The organism is Nocardia sp. CY41, from assembly GCF_009829325.1.
Lineage (GTDB): Bacteria > Actinomycetota > Actinomycetes > Mycobacteriales > Mycobacteriaceae > Nocardia.
Map to the genome: position 1 here is coordinate 63382 of NZ_VUOS01000023.1, position 18406 is coordinate 81787.

Annotated in this window: 19 protein-coding genes; 10 read left to right on the forward strand and 9 right to left on the reverse strand. The window is 68.8% G+C overall.

From position 1 onward, the window contains the following. The first annotated feature begins 261 nt into the window (after positions 1 to 261). Positions 262 to 564, forward strand: coding sequence for a DUF1905 domain-containing protein (locus tag GVY64_RS25195; protein WP_236567159.1), 303 nt, complete (start codon positions 262 to 264; stop codon positions 562 to 564). 33 nt (positions 565 to 597) lie between these two features. On the opposite strand, the gene GVY64_RS25200 is transcribed toward GVY64_RS25195, so the two are convergent. The 4 genes from GVY64_RS25200 to GVY64_RS25215 form a co-directional block, all read right to left on the reverse strand. Then, the gene (locus GVY64_RS25200) at positions 598 to 1233 is read right to left on the reverse strand and encodes a hypothetical protein (RefSeq protein ID WP_159846180.1); all 636 of its coding nucleotides are present in this window, start codon (positions 1231 to 1233) and stop codon (positions 598 to 600) included. 119 nt (positions 1234 to 1352) lie between these two features. Continuing rightward, positions 1353 to 1682: a hypothetical protein gene (locus GVY64_RS25205; protein WP_228829302.1), complete on the reverse strand. Its 330-nt coding sequence runs from the start codon at positions 1680 to 1682 to the stop codon at positions 1353 to 1355. Between the two features lie 132 nt (positions 1683 to 1814). Next, complete coding sequence (locus tag GVY64_RS25210) at positions 1815 to 2111, reverse strand: hypothetical protein (protein WP_159846186.1); 297 nt, start codon at positions 2109 to 2111, stop codon at positions 1815 to 1817. Beyond that, positions 2098 to 2322, reverse strand: coding sequence for a hypothetical protein (locus GVY64_RS25215; RefSeq protein ID WP_159846189.1), 225 nt, complete (start codon positions 2320 to 2322; stop codon positions 2098 to 2100). The genes GVY64_RS25210 and GVY64_RS25215 overlap by 14 nt, the downstream gene beginning before the upstream one ends. A 97-nt stretch (positions 2323 to 2419) precedes the next feature. On the opposite strand from GVY64_RS25215, the gene GVY64_RS25220 reads away from it, so the two are divergent. Continuing rightward, positions 2420 to 3211, forward strand: a complete 792-nt coding sequence (locus GVY64_RS25220; RefSeq protein ID WP_159846192.1) for an alpha/beta fold hydrolase — start codon at positions 2420 to 2422, stop codon at positions 3209 to 3211. On the opposite strand, the gene GVY64_RS25225 is transcribed toward GVY64_RS25220, so the two are convergent. The 3 genes from GVY64_RS25225 to GVY64_RS25235 are packed head-to-tail and all read right to left on the reverse strand — an operon-like array spanning position 3195 to position 6162. Further along, positions 3195 to 3821 (reverse strand): TetR/AcrR family transcriptional regulator, encoded by a 627-nt coding sequence (locus GVY64_RS25225; protein WP_159846545.1) that lies wholly within the window; start codon positions 3819 to 3821, stop codon positions 3195 to 3197. The genes GVY64_RS25220 and GVY64_RS25225 overlap by 17 nt on opposite strands. 50 nt (positions 3822 to 3871) lie before the next feature. After that, positions 3872 to 4636, reverse strand: a complete 765-nt coding sequence (locus tag GVY64_RS25230) for a crotonase/enoyl-CoA hydratase family protein (RefSeq protein ID WP_159846195.1) — start codon at positions 4634 to 4636, stop codon at positions 3872 to 3874. Further along, positions 4633 to 6162, reverse strand: coding sequence for a thiolase C-terminal domain-containing protein (locus GVY64_RS25235; protein WP_159846198.1), 1530 nt, complete (start codon positions 6160 to 6162; stop codon positions 4633 to 4635). The genes GVY64_RS25230 and GVY64_RS25235 overlap by 4 nt, the downstream gene beginning before the upstream one ends. Before the next feature lie 117 nt (positions 6163 to 6279). On the opposite strand from GVY64_RS25235, the gene GVY64_RS25240 reads away from it, so the two are divergent. From GVY64_RS25240 to GVY64_RS25255, 4 genes are all read left to right on the forward strand, one after another. Further along, positions 6280 to 7023, forward strand: a complete 744-nt coding sequence (locus tag GVY64_RS25240) for a crotonase/enoyl-CoA hydratase family protein (RefSeq protein ID WP_159846201.1) — start codon at positions 6280 to 6282, stop codon at positions 7021 to 7023. A gap of 176 nt (positions 7024 to 7199) precedes the next feature. Beyond that, positions 7200 to 8306: a DUF4185 domain-containing protein gene (locus GVY64_RS25245; protein WP_159846203.1), complete on the forward strand. Its 1107-nt coding sequence runs from the start codon at positions 7200 to 7202 to the stop codon at positions 8304 to 8306. 49 nt (positions 8307 to 8355) lie between these two features. Further along, positions 8356 to 9312, forward strand: a complete 957-nt coding sequence (locus tag GVY64_RS25250) for an erythromycin esterase family protein (protein ID WP_159846206.1) — start codon at positions 8356 to 8358, stop codon at positions 9310 to 9312. 9 nt (positions 9313 to 9321) lie between these two features. Next, on the forward strand, positions 9322 to 9993 hold the full coding sequence (locus GVY64_RS25255) for a class I SAM-dependent methyltransferase (protein WP_159846209.1): 672 nt from the start codon (positions 9322 to 9324) through the stop codon (positions 9991 to 9993). Between the two features lie 4 nt (positions 9994 to 9997). Here GVY64_RS25255 and GVY64_RS25260 read toward each other — a convergent pair whose 3' ends face one another. Beyond that, positions 9998 to 10588 carry an alpha/beta hydrolase family protein gene (locus GVY64_RS25260; protein WP_159846212.1) on the reverse strand — a complete coding sequence of 197 codons (591 nt, stop codon included), beginning with the start codon at positions 10586 to 10588 and terminating at the stop codon, positions 9998 to 10000. Positions 10589 to 11126: 538 nt separating this feature from the next. Here GVY64_RS25260 and GVY64_RS25265 point away from each other — a divergent pair. The 3 genes from GVY64_RS25265 to GVY64_RS25275 all read left to right on the forward strand — a co-directional run bounded on the left by GVY64_RS25265 (position 11127) and on the right by GVY64_RS25275 (position 15083). Beyond that, positions 11127 to 12962 carry an acyl-CoA dehydrogenase gene (locus GVY64_RS25265; RefSeq protein WP_159846215.1) on the forward strand — a complete coding sequence of 612 codons (1836 nt, stop codon included), beginning with the start codon at positions 11127 to 11129 and terminating at the stop codon, positions 12960 to 12962. A 245-nt stretch (positions 12963 to 13207) separates the two neighbouring features. After that, positions 13208 to 13960, forward strand: a complete 753-nt coding sequence (locus GVY64_RS25270) for a helix-turn-helix domain-containing protein (RefSeq protein WP_236567161.1) — start codon at positions 13208 to 13210, stop codon at positions 13958 to 13960. Positions 13961 to 13997: 37 nt separating this feature from the next. Then, the gene (locus GVY64_RS25275) at positions 13998 to 15083 is read left to right on the forward strand and encodes a DUF4185 domain-containing protein (RefSeq protein ID WP_159846221.1); all 1086 of its coding nucleotides are present in this window, start codon (positions 13998 to 14000) and stop codon (positions 15081 to 15083) included. A gap of 71 nt (positions 15084 to 15154) precedes the next feature. On the opposite strand, the gene GVY64_RS25280 is transcribed toward GVY64_RS25275, so the two are convergent. Next, entirely contained in the window at positions 15155 to 16912 is a 1758-nt protein-coding gene (locus tag GVY64_RS25280; protein ID WP_236567162.1) for a VanW family protein, read from the reverse strand. 439 nt (positions 16913 to 17351) lie between these two features. Between GVY64_RS25280 and gnd the strand changes: the two genes are divergently transcribed. Then, a complete protein-coding gene (gene gnd / locus GVY64_RS25285; RefSeq protein WP_159846227.1) occupies positions 17352 to 18380 on the forward strand; it encodes a phosphogluconate dehydrogenase (NAD(+)-dependent, decarboxylating) in 1029 nt (342 codons plus the stop codon). Positions 18381 to 18406: the final 26 nt, after the last annotated feature.

Below are 18406 nucleotides of genomic sequence, written 5' to 3' on the forward strand. Positions count from 1 at the left end.
TCACCATGCCCCATGGGTAGACCAGGTCGATTACTCCGTGGTCTACGGCCGTTGTTGCCGTACTCGCGCCTCCCGGACGACGCCGAATGGCCGCCCCTCGTCGTGTGAATCCGAGAGGACGCGGACAGGTCGATCGGCTTGCGCACGTCAGACGATGCCCTGGAGTGCCCAGCGGGCCGACGCGGTCGTAGATCGTGGCAGTCGCAGGCGCTCCAACGGTCGAGGCGGATGACTGTCGGTGCCCACCGCTACAGTCGCGGCGTGAGTGGTTCGCGGTACTCGTTCACGGCGGAGGTGTGGGAGCACAAGGGGGATGCCGCCTGGCATTTCGTCTCGCTGCCCGAGGACGTGGCCGATGACATCGAGGAGCGCTACGCGCATCGGTCCGGCGGGTTCGGCGCGGTGCGGGTGCATGTGGTCGTCGGCGACAGCAGCTGGTCCACGTCGCTGTTCCCGGACAAGTCGCGGGCGACCTACGTGCTGCCGATGAAGAAGGCGGTCCGGGTCGCGGAGGGGCTGGAAGCGGGGTCGACCGCGCTGATCGAGCTCACCGTCGCGCTGTGAGGCGGACGGATCGCGCACGTAGCCGCGCGGAGCTCAGTATTCGAGCGGACGACCCGAAGACCGCCCCGCCGCGGCATCGCGCTTGTTCGCGCTTCGCTTGACCACCACCACCACGATCACCAGTACACCGAGCACCACGCCACCGAAACCCAGGGCGAGCGCGCCGAGGAGGGTGCCGACGAACGACGGGCCGAGACCTCGGCCGACGGCTACCGTCACTTGGGAGCTACCGGCCGTGGTCACGCGATAGGCGCCCGGCTTCGCGGCCTCGAACGAGAACCCGGCCCGTCCCTCGTGCCCGCCGAAGGAATAGGTGATGGTCGCGTCGTACTTGTGCAACTCCACATGTTTGCCGTCCGGGTCGAGCACCCGCAGGTTGACCGTGCCGGGAGTGCCCCGGGACGACGCCCCGGAGTACTCGACGTACACCGTGTATCCGCCGGATTCCGACAAGTTCACGACGCCGGAGCCGGGCACCTTCACCCGCTGGAAGTCGTCGATCCGGGCCGAGGTCTGCAGGAAACCGAAGCCACCGATCGCGATCCCGCCGATGATGCCGAGGGCGATCAGCGCGCCACCCAGCGCGAACCAGCGACCGGACGGGGTGATCGGTCGCGGGGCCGGTGTTCCGACCGAGTTCGGCGATGTCGGAAAAGGCGGCTGTGACACGGTCGGATCCTCGGCTTCTGGTCGACACCCGCGTCGACGTAGCGTCAGCGTACGGTCTGCCGAACTGCCTCGCTACGCGAAACGTCGGCCGCCGCACCGCGACGGCGACCGTCCTTTTCTCACCGAGGCTGGGCCGCCGACATGCACTCGCTGGCGATGCGACCGCTGGCAGAGCGCGCCTTGTCCGCGTCCTCCTTGCTCATCCCCAGTGTTTCCTGGTTGGGAGCCTTGGTGTCGTACTCGTCGCTGATCATGATCCGCAGTCCGTCCTGCGAGATCCCCTGGTCGACGAACACCTTCGCGGCGCAGTCGGCCAGCTCCTTGTTCTTGAGGCCCTTGTCCTGCAACGACTTGGCGAGATCGGCCTGCGTCACCGTGGGCGCCGCCGTCTCTTCGTCACTGCCGCATGCCGCGAGCACCGGCAGCGCGATCAGCGCCGCGGCGATCATGCAGATCCGCACCTGACTCCTCTTCCTCGACTGACCACTGTCGGTGGCGTGGCCACCATAATGCCGTGTGCCGTCCAGCGGTAGTCGTCCGCGGTGACCTACGCGAGTCACGTTGCCGCACAACGCTCGGAATCAGAGATCCATCGCCGCACGCAGCGCGGTGTCGAGCCGTTCCAGGGTGTCGGTGTCCACCACATCCACCCGCTCGGCCAGCCAACCACGGAAGATGCGCCCGATGTTCCCGGCGTGCACCCAGCCGTGCTCCTCTACCGGAACCGCGAGGATGTCCTGCGGATCGTCCTCGATCACCTCGGCCGCGATCAGCCAGGGGCGCGGCGATTCGTTGATGCCGTCACTGCTGATGAGCACCACCGTTCGGCGACGCGGCGAACCATGCGGGTTGTAGGTCCACAGCTCACCCCGACGCACGCATCTCCTCCTCGGCGGCCGCCAGCTCGGCCGCGTCCGCGGCGGCCTCGGCGGTCACATCCGACACCGGACCGACCCCGGTGCGCACGGCCTCCCGTCGCGCGGCCTTCGATATCCAAGCCGACGGCGACATTCCCGCACGAGCTGCCGCCTGTTCGGCGTACGACCAGGCGGCTTCGTCCAGCGAAAGGGTGACCTTACGCGTTGCCATACCAATTATCCTACCGACAACACACAACCCTGCGCCAGCCCTCGCCACACGGTCGCGATCCCAACTGACGACACGTGACTGCTGTTAGGGTTGGCGCATGACGACGTTGCACCATCACCGCGTCGGCGCGGGCGAGCCGCTCGTGCTCGTCCACGGGGTCGGAAGCCGATGGCAGGTGTGGGAGCCGATCATCGACACATTGGCCGCGTCGTACGAGGTGATCGCGGTCGACCTGCCCGGCTTCGGCGGATCGACGCACCCTCTCGCGCACAACACGGTACCCAACCTCACCGAGGCGCTCGCCGAATTCCTCGCCGCGCAAGGGATCGAACAACCGCATCTCGCGGGCAACTCGATGGGCGGGCTGATCACACTCGAGCTGGGCGCCCGCGGGCTGGCCCGCTCGGTGACCGCTTATTCGCCGATCGGGTTCTGGGACACCGCGGGCCGGGTGTGGTGCCAGCAGTCGCTGGGCAAGTCGCGGGCGCTGGCGCGCAAGCTGCGTCCCGCCCTTCCGTCCGTCCTCGGCACCGCCGCGGGCCGGACCGTCTTCCTCTCGCTGGTCTTCGGCAAACCATGGGCACTGGATGCGAAGGTGGCGGTGGACACCGCACTCGGGGCGGCGGACGCGGCCGGCTTCGACGAGGCGATCGCCTCGTTCACCGACGTCCGGCCGCTCGAAATCCGTGCGCTGGCCGACATTCCGGTCACGATCGCCTGGGGCAGCCGCGATATCCTGCTCACCTACGCGACGCAGAGCCGCAAGGCGCGCGGCGTTTTGCCCGACGCCGAGCACGTCACGCTGCACGGCAGCGGGCACACGCCGTTCTTCGACGACCCGGCGGGCTGCGCACAGGTCCTGCTGGAGACGATCACCCGTCGGCGGTAGGCGCCTGACCGTCGCGGCCCGCGGGCGGGTCGAGCAAAGTGTCCGAGCCCGCCGGGCCGAGCAAGACGCGCACGGCGTTGCCCCACCGATGCCGCAGGATCCGGTTCCGGGACATGTCACCGGTGAGCAACACGCGCAGGGCCTGTCCGGTCAAGATCTCGATGGTGAACTCGGTGATCGTCGGCACCCGGGGGTCGTCGGGAAACTCGCGCCGGAAGCTGTCGCGAATGCTGGTGTGCATCACTTCGAACAGGCGGACCTCCAGCGGAAGGAACGCCGCCCGCAGTTCCGGATCGGTCCGCGCGCCCACCCACATCTCCAGCGCCGCCCAGAACGACGGGCCGCTGAGCATCCGCATGGTCAGCTCGACGGCCGTCTCCAACCGGTCCGCGTCGTCCGGAATGGCTTGGAATTCGCTTGTCAGCTGGTCGAATCGGCGACGCGCCACGTGCTCGACGGCGCCGGCGAGCAGGTCGGCCCTGGTGGGGAAATAGTGCTGCAACGTCCCGCGCGGCACGCCCGCCCGCTTCTGCACCTCGAGCGTGGTGGTGCCCGTGTAACCGACTTCCACCAAGCTTTCCACCGCCGCGTCCAGCAACCGCGTGCGCATCCGCTCCCTGCGCTGCGCCTGCGGCTGCCGGACGTGTCCCGGCCCGCCCCTCAGCGACCCTGCCACTGCGGCTCGCGCTTCTGCGCGAACGCCAGCGCGCCTTCGGCGGCGTCCTTGGAGATCAACGCGGGCAGGGCGATCTCGCCTTGCTTCGCGAACGCCTCCGCGACCGGCCAATCCGGCGACTCGTCGATGATGCGCTTGCTCGCGGCCACCGCGAGCGGTGCGGCGGCGACGATCTCGGCCGCGAGTTCGAGCGCCACCGACAGCGCCGCACCGGGATCGGTGACCCGATTGACCAGACCCAGCTGGTAGAGCCGCTCGGCGCCGATCCGCCCGCCGGTGAGCGCGAGTTCGGCGACGATGCTGCGCGGCAACCGCTGGGTCAAGCGCAACACGCCACCGCCCGCGGCCACCAGACCGCGTTTGACCTCGGGGATGCCGAACTGCGCGTCGCGTGCCGCGACGATGAGATCGCCTGCCAGGGCAAGCTCGAAACCACCGGCCAGCGCGAAGCCCTCGACCGCGGAGATCATCGGCTTCGCCGGGGGCTTGGCCGTGATACCGAGCGGACCGCGGCGCTGCGTCATCGGCATCTCGCCCTTCGACGCGGCGACGAGATCCATACCCGCGCTGAAGGTTCCGCCCGCCCCGGTGAGCACCAGCACGCGCGCGGAAGCGTCCGCTTCGAACTCGTCGACGGCGGCCTCGATGGCCTGGGCGGTGGCCAGGTTGATCGCGTTGCGCGCCTGGGGACGGTCGACCGTCAGCACGGTGACGGCGTCGCGCCGCTCGATCAGGACCGAGTCGTTCATCGGGCGCTCCTCTCGGTGAGCAGGGTGAACGTGTCCGCGGCGATCTCGGCGTCCGCGCCGAGCGGGTCGCCCGCGGTGAACGCCGCGAGGGTGTCGGCATCCGACGCCCGGACCAGTATGCGGGCCCCCGCGGGCGTCAGCGCGCTCACCACAACGGCTTCCGGCTCGTCGGCGCGGTCGGGCGCAGGACCCTTGCGGTAGGCCACGGTGTAGGACTCGACAGTGGCGGGACCGATGTACCCGGGCGCCGGTTCGCGCCGCGCCGCGGGCACTTCCGCCTCGATCGCACGGAACAGCCGCTCGGGCGGCCTGGCCGAGTACACACCGATAGCGTGCTTGGTGCTGTACCAACCGAGCGCCGTCGCCAGGCCGTAGGCGTCGGGTTCCGCGCGCAGGATGCCGGACAGCGTCGCGATCGAGTGCGTCGTGTAGTTGTTGCCCGGCCCGCCCGCGAAGGTCAGGCCGCCGGTGACCGACAGCGGCCGGGCCGGATCATCGATCGGCAGACCGAGTTCCTCCGCCGCGATCTGCACCGCGACCGGGAAGCACGAGTAGAGGTCGATGTGCGCGATATCGTCTATCGCGATCCCCGCCGCACCCAGCGCCGCTCTTCCCGCGGCGGCGATGGCGGGCGAGCGTGACATGTCCGCGCGCTCGGAGACGAACCACTCGTCGGTCGCGGTGGCGCCCGCGTGCGGGAACACCCAGTGGTCCCGTGGCACACCGGCGGCGTCGGCGGCCGCCGCGCTGCACAGAACGAGTCCGGCCCCCAGGTCGACGGTCAGGTTCGCGACCGTCAGCTTCGGGTACGGCGTCGACACCATCCGGTTGGCGGGCGCGGGCGTCACGAGATCGGCGGCGGACTGCGCGGTGGGCTGCCACGCGTACGGATTGCGGGCCGCGATCTCCGACAGCCGCGACCACAAGGCGCCGATCCGCTCGTTGTGCGCCGCCGCGCTCGAACCGAGTCTGCGGCGCAGCGCCGTCTCCATGAGCGCGTAGAAGTACACCGGCCCCCACAGGCCCGCGGCGGTCTCCATATCCGAGTTCGGGCCGCGATCGGAGCCGATGATCTCGTCCGGGCCCGCGTCGTCCGGTTGATCGGGCCAGTCCACCGCCGTGCCGGTCCGCGGGGCCGCCGTTCCGGAGTACACCGCTTCGGCCCCGGTCAGCAGCGCGACGTCCGAGCGGCCGTCGGCGATGGCCTGCGCGACGCTGTTCAGCAGGCGCTGCGGCGCGTCACCGCCGAACCGCACCGACTGCACGGTCCTTCTCGGGGTGACGCCGAGGTCGGCCGCGACGAGCGCACCCAAGTCGCCGTACGGGCGGCTGACCGGGGCGACGGCGGCGATCAGATCGGCCGACCGCAGCAGCCGGTCACCGACGCCGCTGTCGGCGCCCGCTCGGCGCAGGGACTCGGCGGCGAGTTCGACCGGACCGGGCAAGCCCGGCTCACCCGGTCGGTGCACGACCTGCCCGGCGCCGACGAGCACCGGCGTCCTCGGGTCCATTCCGGCTGGCAGCATGTGTCCTCCGCTCCAGAACCGTCAACATTGACGGTAACTCGAGTCCGATTAGAACAGAGGCCGAGGCCTCGGGCAACAGCGCGAGCGGCTCAACTGACTAACGAGTAAGATTCGGGAATGAGCACCAACATCGCCGTGCGGTTCGACGACCATCGCGCGTACGTCACGCTCGACCGGCCGGACAAACACAACGGACTGACCATCGATATGCTCAACAGCTTGGTTGCCAGCGCGAAGCTGGTGGCCCGCCGCAGCGATGTTCGGGCGGTGATCCTGTCCGGCAACGGACCCAGCTTCAGTAGCGGTCTGGACGTCGCCGCAGCCACCAGCGATCCTCTGGCAATCATTCGCAACTTCGTTTCCCCGCCCTGGCGCGGCACGAACGCCTTCCAGGAGGCGTGCTGGGCTTGGCGGCACCTGCCCGTGCCGGTGATCGCCGCCGTCCACGGGCGCTGCTACGGCGGCGGGCTGCAGCTCGCGCTCGCGGCGGACGTCCGTTTCGCCACTCCGGACGCGGAGTTCGCGGTCATGGAGGTCAAGCACGGCCTGGTTCCGGACATGACCGGCGCGGCAACGCTGTCCAGGCTGATCGGCATGGACAAAGCCCTCTTGCTCGCGATGACCGCGGACACCGTGGACGCGACCTACGCCGCACGGATCGGCTTGGTCACCGAGCTGGCGCCGGACCCCGTCGCGGAGGCCGAGAAGCTCGCCGACCGCCTCGCGACGCGGTCGCCCCACGCGGTCGCCGCAGCCAAACGACTCTTCGAGAAGTCGTGGCAAGCATCCACACGGCGAACTCTCGCCGTCGAGCGCGCGACCCAATTACCGTTGATCATCCGTAAGGCAATCGGTAGATAGCTACAAATTTGCCAATATGCTGAAGACGGCTTCCCGCGACCGATTCCACTGCTAGCATTTGCACGATTTGCCAGCCAGTCGACTAGTGGTGCGAGGCACGCTGCGAAGGGTCTGTGTATCGCGGGACGTCTGTGTTTCGCACCGCTCTCGGGAAGAAACCGGAGGGCTCACAGACAGTGCGAAAGACCGCATCTTTCCTGCTCTCGGCGCTGACGGGCGTCTCGGCCCTGCTCTGCACAGCGACTACCCCCGCCATCGCCAACCCGAACGCCATCAATCCGATTCCCGTGCTCAACGGCACGACCGGTTTACCGAATCTGCTCGGCCGCACCAAAGCGGTCTTCCAGGTGACCGGCATGGCCAGCCCGAACAACACCCAGACCTACAACGTCCTCGGCACCGATCTCGGCATCATGTGGGACAACGGGCACGGCGAAATGCTCACCGCGTTCGGCGACACCGCGGGCGTGGGATTCCCCAATCTGCTCGCGGGCAGCATGTGGGCTTGGCGCAGCAATATCCTCCTGCGCAGCCACACCACCGATCCGGCCGAGGGCATCTTCTTCGACAGTGTGGTGCGGGATGTGTTCGGCCAGGCGCGCGACTTGATTCCCAGCCCGAAAATCCCTTTCCTGGAGATCAGCCGCATCCCCACCGCCGGCATCTCGGTCGACGGCGTGCAGTTCATGAGCCTGATGTCGGTGAAGACCTGGGACGACGTCGGGCAGTGGAGCACCAATTTCTCTGGGCTCGCCGTCTCCGGGGACAACGGCGAGACCTGGGCCGAACTGCCGGAAACCCGGCGGAACAACGAGGGCGGGAACGCCAACTTCCAGATGAACGCCTTCCTCTCCGACGGCGGGTACATCTACGAATACGGCACGCGGTCCGGGCGTAATCACACCGCCCACGTCGCCCGCGTGCGCGCGCCGGACATCGCGAACCTCGCCGAATACGAATACTGGGACGGCCACGCCTGGCGAAAGAACGACGTGAATGCCGCCGCGCCGATCATGTTCGGCGTCGGTGAGTTGTCTGTGATGTACAACGCCTATCTCGGCCAATACATTTCGCTCACCACCGACCGATTCAATTCCGTGGTGATGCGGCGGGCTTCCTCGCCGGTGGGCCCGTGGAGCGAACCCGAAGTATTGATCGACACACGGGAATTGCCGAGCGCCTACGCACCCTCGATCTTCCCGTACCAGACCGGGCGTGACCTGTATTTCCTCACGACGGTGCACAGCCAGTACAACGTCCTGCTGATGCGCACCACGCTGTAGTCCGGAGCGGCGATCCGACGCGACGCTTGACCTCAACAATGGTTGATGTATGAGGCTGCATCGCGTTGGATCGTTCACACGCCCATGGCGCACCGAGGAATCGGTGGCCACGTTGCATTGGATCCGCGCGTACAACCTGGCGCATCCGGAGGACCCGGTGCGCATCTTCGGCGTCGAACCACCGCGTGCCGAGCCGAGCGACTACGACGCGGTGCTCGACCATGTGCGCCAGGTGGCGCCCGACCGGCTCGGCGCGATCGAGGCGCACCTCGCCCCGATCCGTACCGCACACCAGGTCGACGAGCATGTCCAGCGGCACCAGGGCACCCACCCCGGCCGCCCGTTCGTCGAGCATGCCGAGGACGCCCTCGCGCTGCTGGCGGAGTTGCCGGACACGAGCGAGCGGACCACCGCGCTCGCCCAAGCCCGCCTGATCCTCGACTTCCACCGGGAGAGCGTCGCCAACCGAGGATTCGCCCGGGACGAACGGCCTGCCGCCGAAAGGGTGCTGGAACGGCGACGCTCGACCGGCGCCAAGATCGTCTACTGGGACGGGCTCGCGCACACCAGCGGTCTGCCGATCGTGCTCGGCTCGGCCGAGTTCCGCGGTACCGGAAGTCATTTGCGCGCTGAGCTGGGCGACGGATACGCGTCCGTCGGCATCGGCTTCCGGCACGGCGATCTCGGTGCGGCCGTAGCGCCCGACCCGCAGCCGGACTTGGTCGATGCCGTACTGGGTGCGGTCGAGTTCCCGGCCTATTACGTCGACTTGCACGCCACGGCGCCGGAACCGGTCCGCGAATGGCTGACCGGCCCGGCGAAGCTGCGCACCATCAGCGGTGTCTACGACCCGGCGGCCGACGCCACGGCGCACATCCGGCTCTCCTCGCTCGTCGACGCGTTCGACGTGCTGATCCACCTGCGCGAGACCACGCCGGTGCGCTGGCTCTCGCAGGTATCGGACCGACTCGGGCAACCCCCGGAGTACGGGACGCGCGATCAATAGACTCGAGATATGGATGCGGCCGACTGGGACGAGCGCTACGCGCAAACGGAATTGGTCTGGGGCGCACCGCCGAACAACACCGTGGTGGAGCACGTCTACGGGTTGGAACGCCGTGCGCCCCTGCAGACCACGCCCGAGGGCGAGGCGCCGGAGTTCCCCCGCGCGCTCGACTTGGCGTGCGGGGAGGGCCGCAACGCCCTGTGGCTCGCCACGCACGGCTGGCAGGTGCACGCCGTCGACTACTCCCAGGTGGGCATCGACAAGGGCCGCACCGTGGCGTCGCGCCTGTCCCGCTCGGTCCGCAGTCGCATCACCTGGCAGTGCGCCGACGTCACGGACCTGGACGAGGCGGGTATCACCGGGCCGTTCGAACTCGTCTTGATGGTCTTTCTGCACCTGCCCGCGCAACCGCGCCGCGCGCTGGTCCGCAAGGCGGCCGGCCTGCTCGCTCCGGAGGGCACCCTGCTCGTGCTCGGCCACGACACCACCAACATCACCGACGGCTGTGGCGGGCCGCAGGACCCGGCCATCCTCTTCACTCCCGACGACATCGTCGCCGACCTGGGCCCCCTGGCGGCGGCGAGCCAGGTGCGCGTGCGCCTCGCCGACCGCGTCTACCGGCCCACCGAGACGGGCGACGCGATCGACGCCTTGGTCATCGCCACCCGCCCGGCCGAGTAGGGAGTCAGGACCAGCGCTCCAGCCACGGGGTGACGGTCGCGGCGATCAGGTCGAACCCGGCTCGGAAGGCGTGCGGCTGTCCCGGGATGACGCGGACCTCCGCGGCGTCGGCGGGATCGGGAATGCCGAACGGGTCGTTGGCTCCGTTGACGACCACCACCTCGATGTCGCCGGGAGCGAGCAGTTCGTCCCGGCGCGAGTTCTCCGGCTTGCCCGGCGGATGCAGGGGGAACGAGAGCGCGAGCACACCACGGGCCCGTGCCGCGACCGCCGTACGGCAGGCCACCCGAGCCCCGTTGCTACGCCCACCCTGGATCAACGGAATGCGCTTGCGCCCCCGCAACCGAGCGACGACCTCCAGCCACGCCTCGTCCTGCTTGACCGCCGACCCCGGCGCACGCCGTCCCGCAACCCGATACGGCTGGACCACCCGCGCGACCCCGCCCCCCAACCGCAGCGCGGCATCTCGCACCGCGAGCAGGTCCTTCGCCTCCACCCCACCACCCGCGCCATGCGTGAGCAGCAGAAGAAACGCCGGCCTACGCGGCTGTTCGAGCTCGACCTCAGCCGGCCCGGCACTCGTCTCGATCCGCATCGAAGTCATTCTGCCGCGCCGGTTCCACAACACCGCGAGCCCGCGCCGCCGCTCCCAGCTATCGACCTGCCCTGACGCGCCGTCCGGACTACAGCCCTGGCCACCACACGCTGCGCTATGCCGTGCGGCGAACCCGACGCCATGCCCCCCGGTCCGACTCGCCTTTCGCATGCAAGACGTGGTCGAAGTGCGCTGGGTGCGTCGAGCGAAGGAGACCGAGCATCCGCCGTTCGCGGCCCGGCTCGCGTCCGAGCGGCCGCCGCGTCCGCGACGAACGAGCAAGCGGCGGTCGCTCGAACGCGAGCCACCAGGGGGGCCGCGAACCCGCCGCGCGAAGGCGCGGCAAATCAAACACTGTAAAACTCGTCACATTGCCTGCTCAGCTCTTTGCGCAGTCATTACCGGCCGGTAATATGTTACATAAGTTACCCGCGAGTAGCATGCGGAAAACCGGCGACGACTACCCGGTGGAGCGAACAACGGGCGGGAACGGCAACCATACCGACCGCACCAACTCAACGGAGAGTGAGTACTGACAATGGGTCACTACAAGAGCAACGTCCGCGACCTGGAGTTCAACCTCTTCGAGGTTCTCGGCCTCGGGTCGATCCTGGACAGCGGCGCCTACGGCGATCTCGACACGGACACCGTGAAGGAGATGCTCAACGAGGTACGTCGCCTGGCCGAAGGTCCGCTCGGCGAGTCGTTCGCCGACGCCGACCGCAACCCGCCGGTCTTCGACCCCGAGAACCACACGGTCACGCTGCCCGAATCGTTCAAGAAGAGCTACCGCACCCTGCAGGACGGCGGCTGGGACAAGCTGGGCATCGCCGAGGAGCTCGGCGGCCTGCCGATCCCGCGCGCGGCCTACTGGGCCGTCGCCGAGCTGATCCTGGGCGCGCAGCCTGCCGCCTTCATGTACGCCGCAGGCCCCGGCTTCGCGAACATCTTCTACAACAACGCCACCGACGAGCAGAAGAAGTGGGCGCAGATCGCCGCCGAGCAGGGCTGGGGCGCCACCATGGTGCTCACCGAGCCCGACGCCGGTTCCGACGTGGGCGCCGGCCGCACCAAGGCGATCAAGCAGGAAGACGGCACCTGGCACATCGAGGGCGTCAAGCGGTTCATCACCTCCGCCGACTCCGACGACCTCTTCCCGAACATCATGCACCTGGTCCTGGCCCGCCCCGAGGGCGCGGGACCGGGCACCAAGGGCCTGTCGCTGTTCTTCGTGCCGAAGTTCCACTTCGACCACGAGACCGGTGAGCTGGGCGAGCGCAACGGCGTCTTCGTCACCAACGTCGAGCACAAGATGGGCCTGAAGGTCTCGGCCACCTGTGAGGTCACCTTCGGCGGCCACGGCATCCCGGCCAAGGGCTGGCTGGTCGGCGAGGTGCACAACGGCATCGCGCAGATGTTCGACGTCATCGAGCACGCCCGCATGATGGTGGGCACCAAGGCCATCGCGACCCTGTCGACCGGTTACCTGAACGCGCGGGACTACGCCAAGGAGCGGGTCCAGGGCGCCGACCTGACCAAGATGACCGACAAGGCCGCGCCCCGCGTGACCATCACCCACCACCCGGACGTGCGCCGTTCGCTGGCCACCCAGAAGGCGTACGCCGAGGGCCTGCGGGCTGTGTACCTCTACACCGCCGCTCACCAGAACGCCGATGTGGCGCAGCTGGTCTCGGGCGCGGACGCGGACCTGGCCGCGCGGGTCAACGACCTGCTGCTGCCGATCGTCAAGGGTGTCGGCTCCGAGCGGGCCTACCAGTACCTGACCGAGTCGCTGCAGACCCTGGGCGGTTCCGGCTTCCTGCAGGACTACCCGATCGAGCAGTACATCCGCGACGCGAAGATCGACTCGCTCTACGAGGGCACCACCGCCATCCAGGCGCAGGACTTCTTCTTCCGCAAGATCGCCCGCGACCGCGGCGTCGCCCTGGCCCACGTGGCCGGGCAGGTGCAGAAGTTCATCGACGCGGAAGCAGGCAACGGTCGCCTGAAGGGCGAGCGCAAGCTGCTGGCCACGGCGCTGGAGGACGTGCAGGCCATGGCCGCCACGCTCACCGGCCACCTGATGGGCGCGCAGGAGCAGCCGAGCGAGCTGTACAAGGTCGGCCTGGGTTCGGTGCGCTTCCTGCTCTCGGTCGGGGACCTGCTCATCGGCTGGCAGCTGCTGCGCCAGGCCGAGGTCGCCATCGCGGCCCTCGACAACGGCGCGACCGGCGCCGACGAGGCGTTCTACAACGGCAAGATCGCGGTCGCGCAGTTCTTCGCCCGCAACATCCTGCCGGAGCTGACCGCCACCCGCGCGGTGCTGTCCAACCTGGACAACGACATCATGGAGCTGGACGAAGCCGCGTTCTGACGCGCGCCCGCCCGTCTCGATGACGCGGTAGTCCGTCCGCGGATCGAGCGACGGCGAGGCAGCCGCAAACAGCACAACGGCCCGGAGATCTTCTCCGGGCCGTTGTCGTCTACATTTGTCGTTTCGTGACGTTCGATCACCGCTCGACGCCGATCCTCTCCGGTAGATTGCGTGCTCCCGGGAGGCCACAGAAACCTTCCGCTTCACATAGTTCGACAAAGGACATGTCGGCAGAGGTGCCCGAGGTGACGCGCAACGCAACTGGCATCGGCGCTTATCTGCGCGAACGACGCCTCGCCGCGGGGCTGACGGCCGCCCATCTCGCAGCCCGCGCCGGACTCACCGAGGCCGGGCTGGACCAGCTCGAAACCGGGGCGGTAGCGCCGAATCACCCACTGCTGCAGCGTTTGTTCGACGCGCTCGAGGTGCCGATCTGGTACCGCAAGCACATCGTCGCACTGACCCAGCCGAGCTTCTTCGCGGCGGCCTACGGACCCGGCCCCGACACGCCGACTCCGGACGATCGAGCCGACCTGCACAGCCTTCCCGACCCGTCCTGCTATCAACGGATGCCCACGCAGGATCTGGTGGAGGCCAATTCCGCCTACCAGCGCGTGTTCCCGGATGCGGTGGCCCGGGGGAACGTGCTGGAGTGGATGTTCCTCGACGCGGCGGCGCGACGGGTGATGGTGGACTGGGCAGTGGAGGCGCATCTGCTCGTCGACGCCTTCCGCTTCCTGTCCCCCCTCGCCCCGCGCGAGCGCGTCGAGCAGATCGCCGAACGCTGCCGCCGCTCCCCTGATTGGGACCGCATGTGGACCACCGAAGTCCACGCCGCGGACATCCCGCGCCGCCGATTGCAGGTGCGCGAGCTCGCCACGGGCCGGGTCCGCACGATGAGCATGCGGGTCTACAGCCCCGAACTCCCGGAACGCCCGTGGTGGCTTTTCCGGCTGGTGACGATCGGTCGAACGCCCGAGGCTCGGGCGCGGATGTAGGCGACAGCGCGACGGCGAGCGGGCAGAATGACCCAGCATGAGCCGATCGCTGTCCGCCCTCGCCCGAACCGGCGCGCTCGCCGCGGTCCTCGCGGTGGCCGCGGCCGCGCCCGCCGGAGCCGATCCGAACAACGTCATCCCGATCCCGGCCCTCAACGGTATTCACGGCCTGCCCCAACTGCCCGGACCGACCGAAGCGGTGTTCCAGGTGACCGGCATGGACAGCCCGAACCGCACGCAGAGCGTCAACGTGCTCGGCACCGACCTCGGCATCATGTGGGACGACGGCAACGGCCGGATGATCACCGCCTTCGGCGACAGCGCGGGCCTGGGCGTTCCCAATCTCCTCGCGGGCAGCATCTGGGCGTGGACCAGCAACGTGCTGTTCCGCAGTTCCTCGCACAACCCGGCCGAGGGCATCCTTTTCGACGACGTGGTCCCGAATCCGTTACCCAGCCCCAAGATCCCGGGCATCGAGATCAGCCTGATCCCCACCGCGGGCATCGCGGTGGGCGGCGTGCAATACATGAGCCTGATGTCGGTCCGCGAATGGGGCGACCACGGGAAGTGGAAGACCAACTTCTCCACCCTGGCCGCCTCCGGTGACGGCGGCACCACTTGGACGCAGCTCACCCACACCCGGCGCGCCAACGTCGACGGCCACGAGAACTTCCAGCAGAACGCCTTCCTGAAAGCGGGCGGCCACGTCTACCGCTACGGCACGCCCGCGGGCCGCAACAACCCCGGATTCGTCTCTCGGGCGAAGGAATCCGATATCGCGAATATCGACGCCTACGCGTACTGGGACGGCAAGGAGTGGAAGCCCACCGATGCCAAGGCCGCGGCTCCCGTCGTCGGCGGCGTCGCCGAACTCTCGGTGATGTGGAACGACTACCTCGGCCAGTACGTCATGCTGACCACGGACCCGGCCAACAGCGTCGTCTTGCGCACCGCGCCCGCGCCGGAAGGGCCGTGGAGCGAACCCCGCGTCCTGATCGACGCCCGCTCTCTCCCCACCGCGTACGCGCCCATGATCTACCCCTACCAGACCGGCCGCGATCTCTATTTCCTGGTCACGCAGCACACTCAGTACAACGTGCTGCTGATGAGAACTCCGCTGTGAGGCTGCGAGCGTCCGCCCGGTCCGGCGACTGACCGGGCGGACTCGCTCCCGGCGCGCGGGAGGTTACGCCCTCACTCGCACTTCACGACCGGGATCGGGTCGTACTTCACCGTGCGGGTCTTGCGGGAGACTTCGCGGCCCGTTTTCCGGTCGGTGATGACGCGGGTGTCGGAGATGGTGAAGCCCGGAGCGCCCTCGGAGGCGATGCAGTCCTTGCCCTTGGGCAGGGTGATGGTGTTCGGCTCGGTCGGTTTGGTCTTCTCGCCGGTGATGGATTCGACCTCGACCGTCTTGGTGCCCCACAGGCGGACGGTGATATCCGTGCTGGTCGCGACGGTTTCGATGTAGATGCCGGTGGGGGTGTTGTTGCGGAACTTGAGGTCGATCGCGCCGTCGAACACGGTGGCTTCGCGGGCGGCGGGATAGCGGGAGATGTAGTAGCTGTGCTCGGTGTGGCCCGCGTCCTCCAGGCCGGCGAAATAGGCCGCGTTGTAGAGCGTGGTGGCGAACTGGCTGATGCCGCCGCCGACCGCCGTGCTCGGGCGGCCGTGGTCGATGATGCCGGATTCCACGTAGCCCTCGGCGGTGCCGCGGGGACCGGTGAAATCGTTGAGCGAGAACGTTTCTCCCGGCTTCACGATCGCGCCGTCGACCTTCTTGGCCACCGTCCGGATGTTGACGCCGGAGGGACCGCTGAAACCGCCGGTGGTGAACGAGCCGACGGGCTCGATCACGCCGAGCCCCTGCGCGGCCTCGGTGGTCAGTTTCGGTTCGATCCGCTCGTAGACCACCTGGGCGGTCCGCTCGCCCGGTGCGACCAGCAGCGCGGTGAACTGTTCGAAGGTCTTCGGCCAGTTGATCTTGTCGCCGACCACGGCGGGCACGACCGACGGCTTGCCGCCCGACACCGCGAACGTCGCGTCCTTCGGCTCGACCTCCGTGGTGGCCAGCTGCGGCGCGAGCAGACCGATCGCGGCGTCCTGATTCACCGACACGGCGAGACCGCCCTGGCCGTCCGGCGCGAAGGCCAGGACGGACGCGATCTGCTCGGGATCGAGCTTGCCCGAGCCGCCTTTGCCCGCGAACGAGATCGGCGCGCGCACGGCGGGCTGGGCGACCTCGCGCAGGGCTTTGTCCACGGCCTCCGGACGCACCTGCAACGGCGCGGGGACGACCGGCAAGTCCACCGTCGACCCGGTGACCCACCGGTCGGCCAATTCCGTGCGTGCGGCGGCCACGTCGAGGACCCGCCCCGGAACGGGCGGGACGGCAACAGGTTCGGCCTTGTCGAAGGTGACGGTGCCGTCGACCGAAGCCCGATCGTGCACCCGCAACTCGGTGAGCTGACGATCCAGCGCCGGTTCGTCGATCGCGCTGACGATCGACACATCGCGGGTGGTGACGAAGGAGGCGAGCCGGGTGAACGGATTCAGCGGCTGGGAGCCGATCCGCGACCAGGTGGCGTCCCAATCCACACCGAGTCCGGCAGCGCTCGGCACGATGCGGGTCTGCACGTCGCCGATGCGCAGCGGCAGTTCCCGCCCCGCCCTCGGCTCGAGTTCGGCGCGCAGCCGGGCGTCGGCGGCGGAGGTGTCCATGCCGCCCACGTCGACGCCTGCCACGACGGTGCCGCGCGGCACCTCCCCCGAGGACATCACCAAGTCCACCACGTAGCCGAGTCCCGCGACCGCGAGCACGGCGCCGACCGCGATACCCGCGCGGCGCACGGTCGCGCGGTCCAGGCGCTTGCGCGGCGGAGTGGAGACCGGGCGACGCGCGGGCGCACGGCGGGGTGCGGGCGGCGCGGGCCTGCGCCGGGTAGTTTGCAAAGGCTGAGTGAGCTGTTCGTCGCCACTCCAGGCGACCGACCGGTCCGATCCTTGGGGGCGCTCGGCCCCGAGGAGCTGGCGCCATCCGACTTCGCCCCCTGGCTGTGGGCCGCGTCCTCCGGTGCTCGGCTGGCTCGTCACGAACCGTCCTCCCCGTTCGATTGAATTGTGGACCCGCGCCGATGCGAGTCCCCACCAAGATAACGGTTCCGCCGACAGTGGTCGGCACAGCGCACATCCCACGCGGAGAACCGGGTACACCACACAAAGAGGCCCGCGCAGTTGCCGGGTCGGGGGTCTGGCAACTGCGCGGAGCCGACCTGTTTATCGGGTCTGTGCGGGCGGCGTTACATCCGCGCGCCGAACCGTGACCGATCCCACGCGGGAGAATCGAGACGACCCCGCGGCAAGACTTCGCTTACACGAGGAGATGGATGGCATGCAGCTGGGAATGATCGGCCTCGGCCGGATGGGTGCGAACATCGTGCGTCGCGTCGTCGGGGACGGACACACCGCCGTCGGATACGAGCGTCACTCCGCGCACATCGACGAATTGAGCACGGAACTCGGGGACCGCTTCCGTGGAAGCACCGATCTCACCGAATTCGTCGGCATGCTCGAGACGCCGCGCGTGGTGTGGGTGATGATCCCGGCCGGCGCGACCGGCGCGGTGATCGACCAGGTCGCCGAGCTGCTCGACCCGGGCGATATCGTCATCGACGGCGGCAACAGCCGCTACCACGAGGACCTCGCGCGCGCCGAACGGTTGAAGCCCGCGGGCATTCACTACGTCGACATCGGCACCTCGGGCGGGGTGTTCGGCCTGACTCGCGGTTTCTGCCTGATGATCGGCGGCGAGTCCGAGCCGGTGAAGTACCTGGACCCGCTGCTGAAATCCATCGCGCCGGGCCTCGAGGCGGCGGAACGGACACCGGGACGCACCGGCGAACCGTCGACGGCCGAGCTGGGCTATCTGCACTGCGGGCCGGTGGGGGCGGGCCACTTCGTGAAGATGGTGCACAACGGCATCGAGTACGGGGCGATGGCCGCCTACGCCGAAGGGTTGAACATTCTGCGGCGGGCCGATTATGGGGCCGAGCACAGCGGCGAGTTCTCCGCGGAGGAGACGCCGCTGGAGCATCCCGAGTACTACCAGTACGACCTGGATGTGCCGGAGATCACCGAAGTGTGGCGTCGAGGGTCGGTGGTCGCGTCCTGGCTGCTGGATCTGACCGCGGCCGCCCTGCACGCGGACCCGAACCTGGATTCCTACAGCGGCCGGGTGTCCGACTCGGGCGAGGGCCGCTGGACGATCGATGCCGCCATCGACACCGGTGTGCCCGTGCCCGTGCTGTCGTCCGCGCTGTTCGCGCGCTTCTCCTCGCGGGGCGAAGCGCTGTACGCGGACAAAGTGCTCTCGGCGATGCGCAAAGCCTTCGGCGGGCACATCGAACTCCCCGGTAAATAGGCCGGGACGAAAGGTGGTCCGGCCGG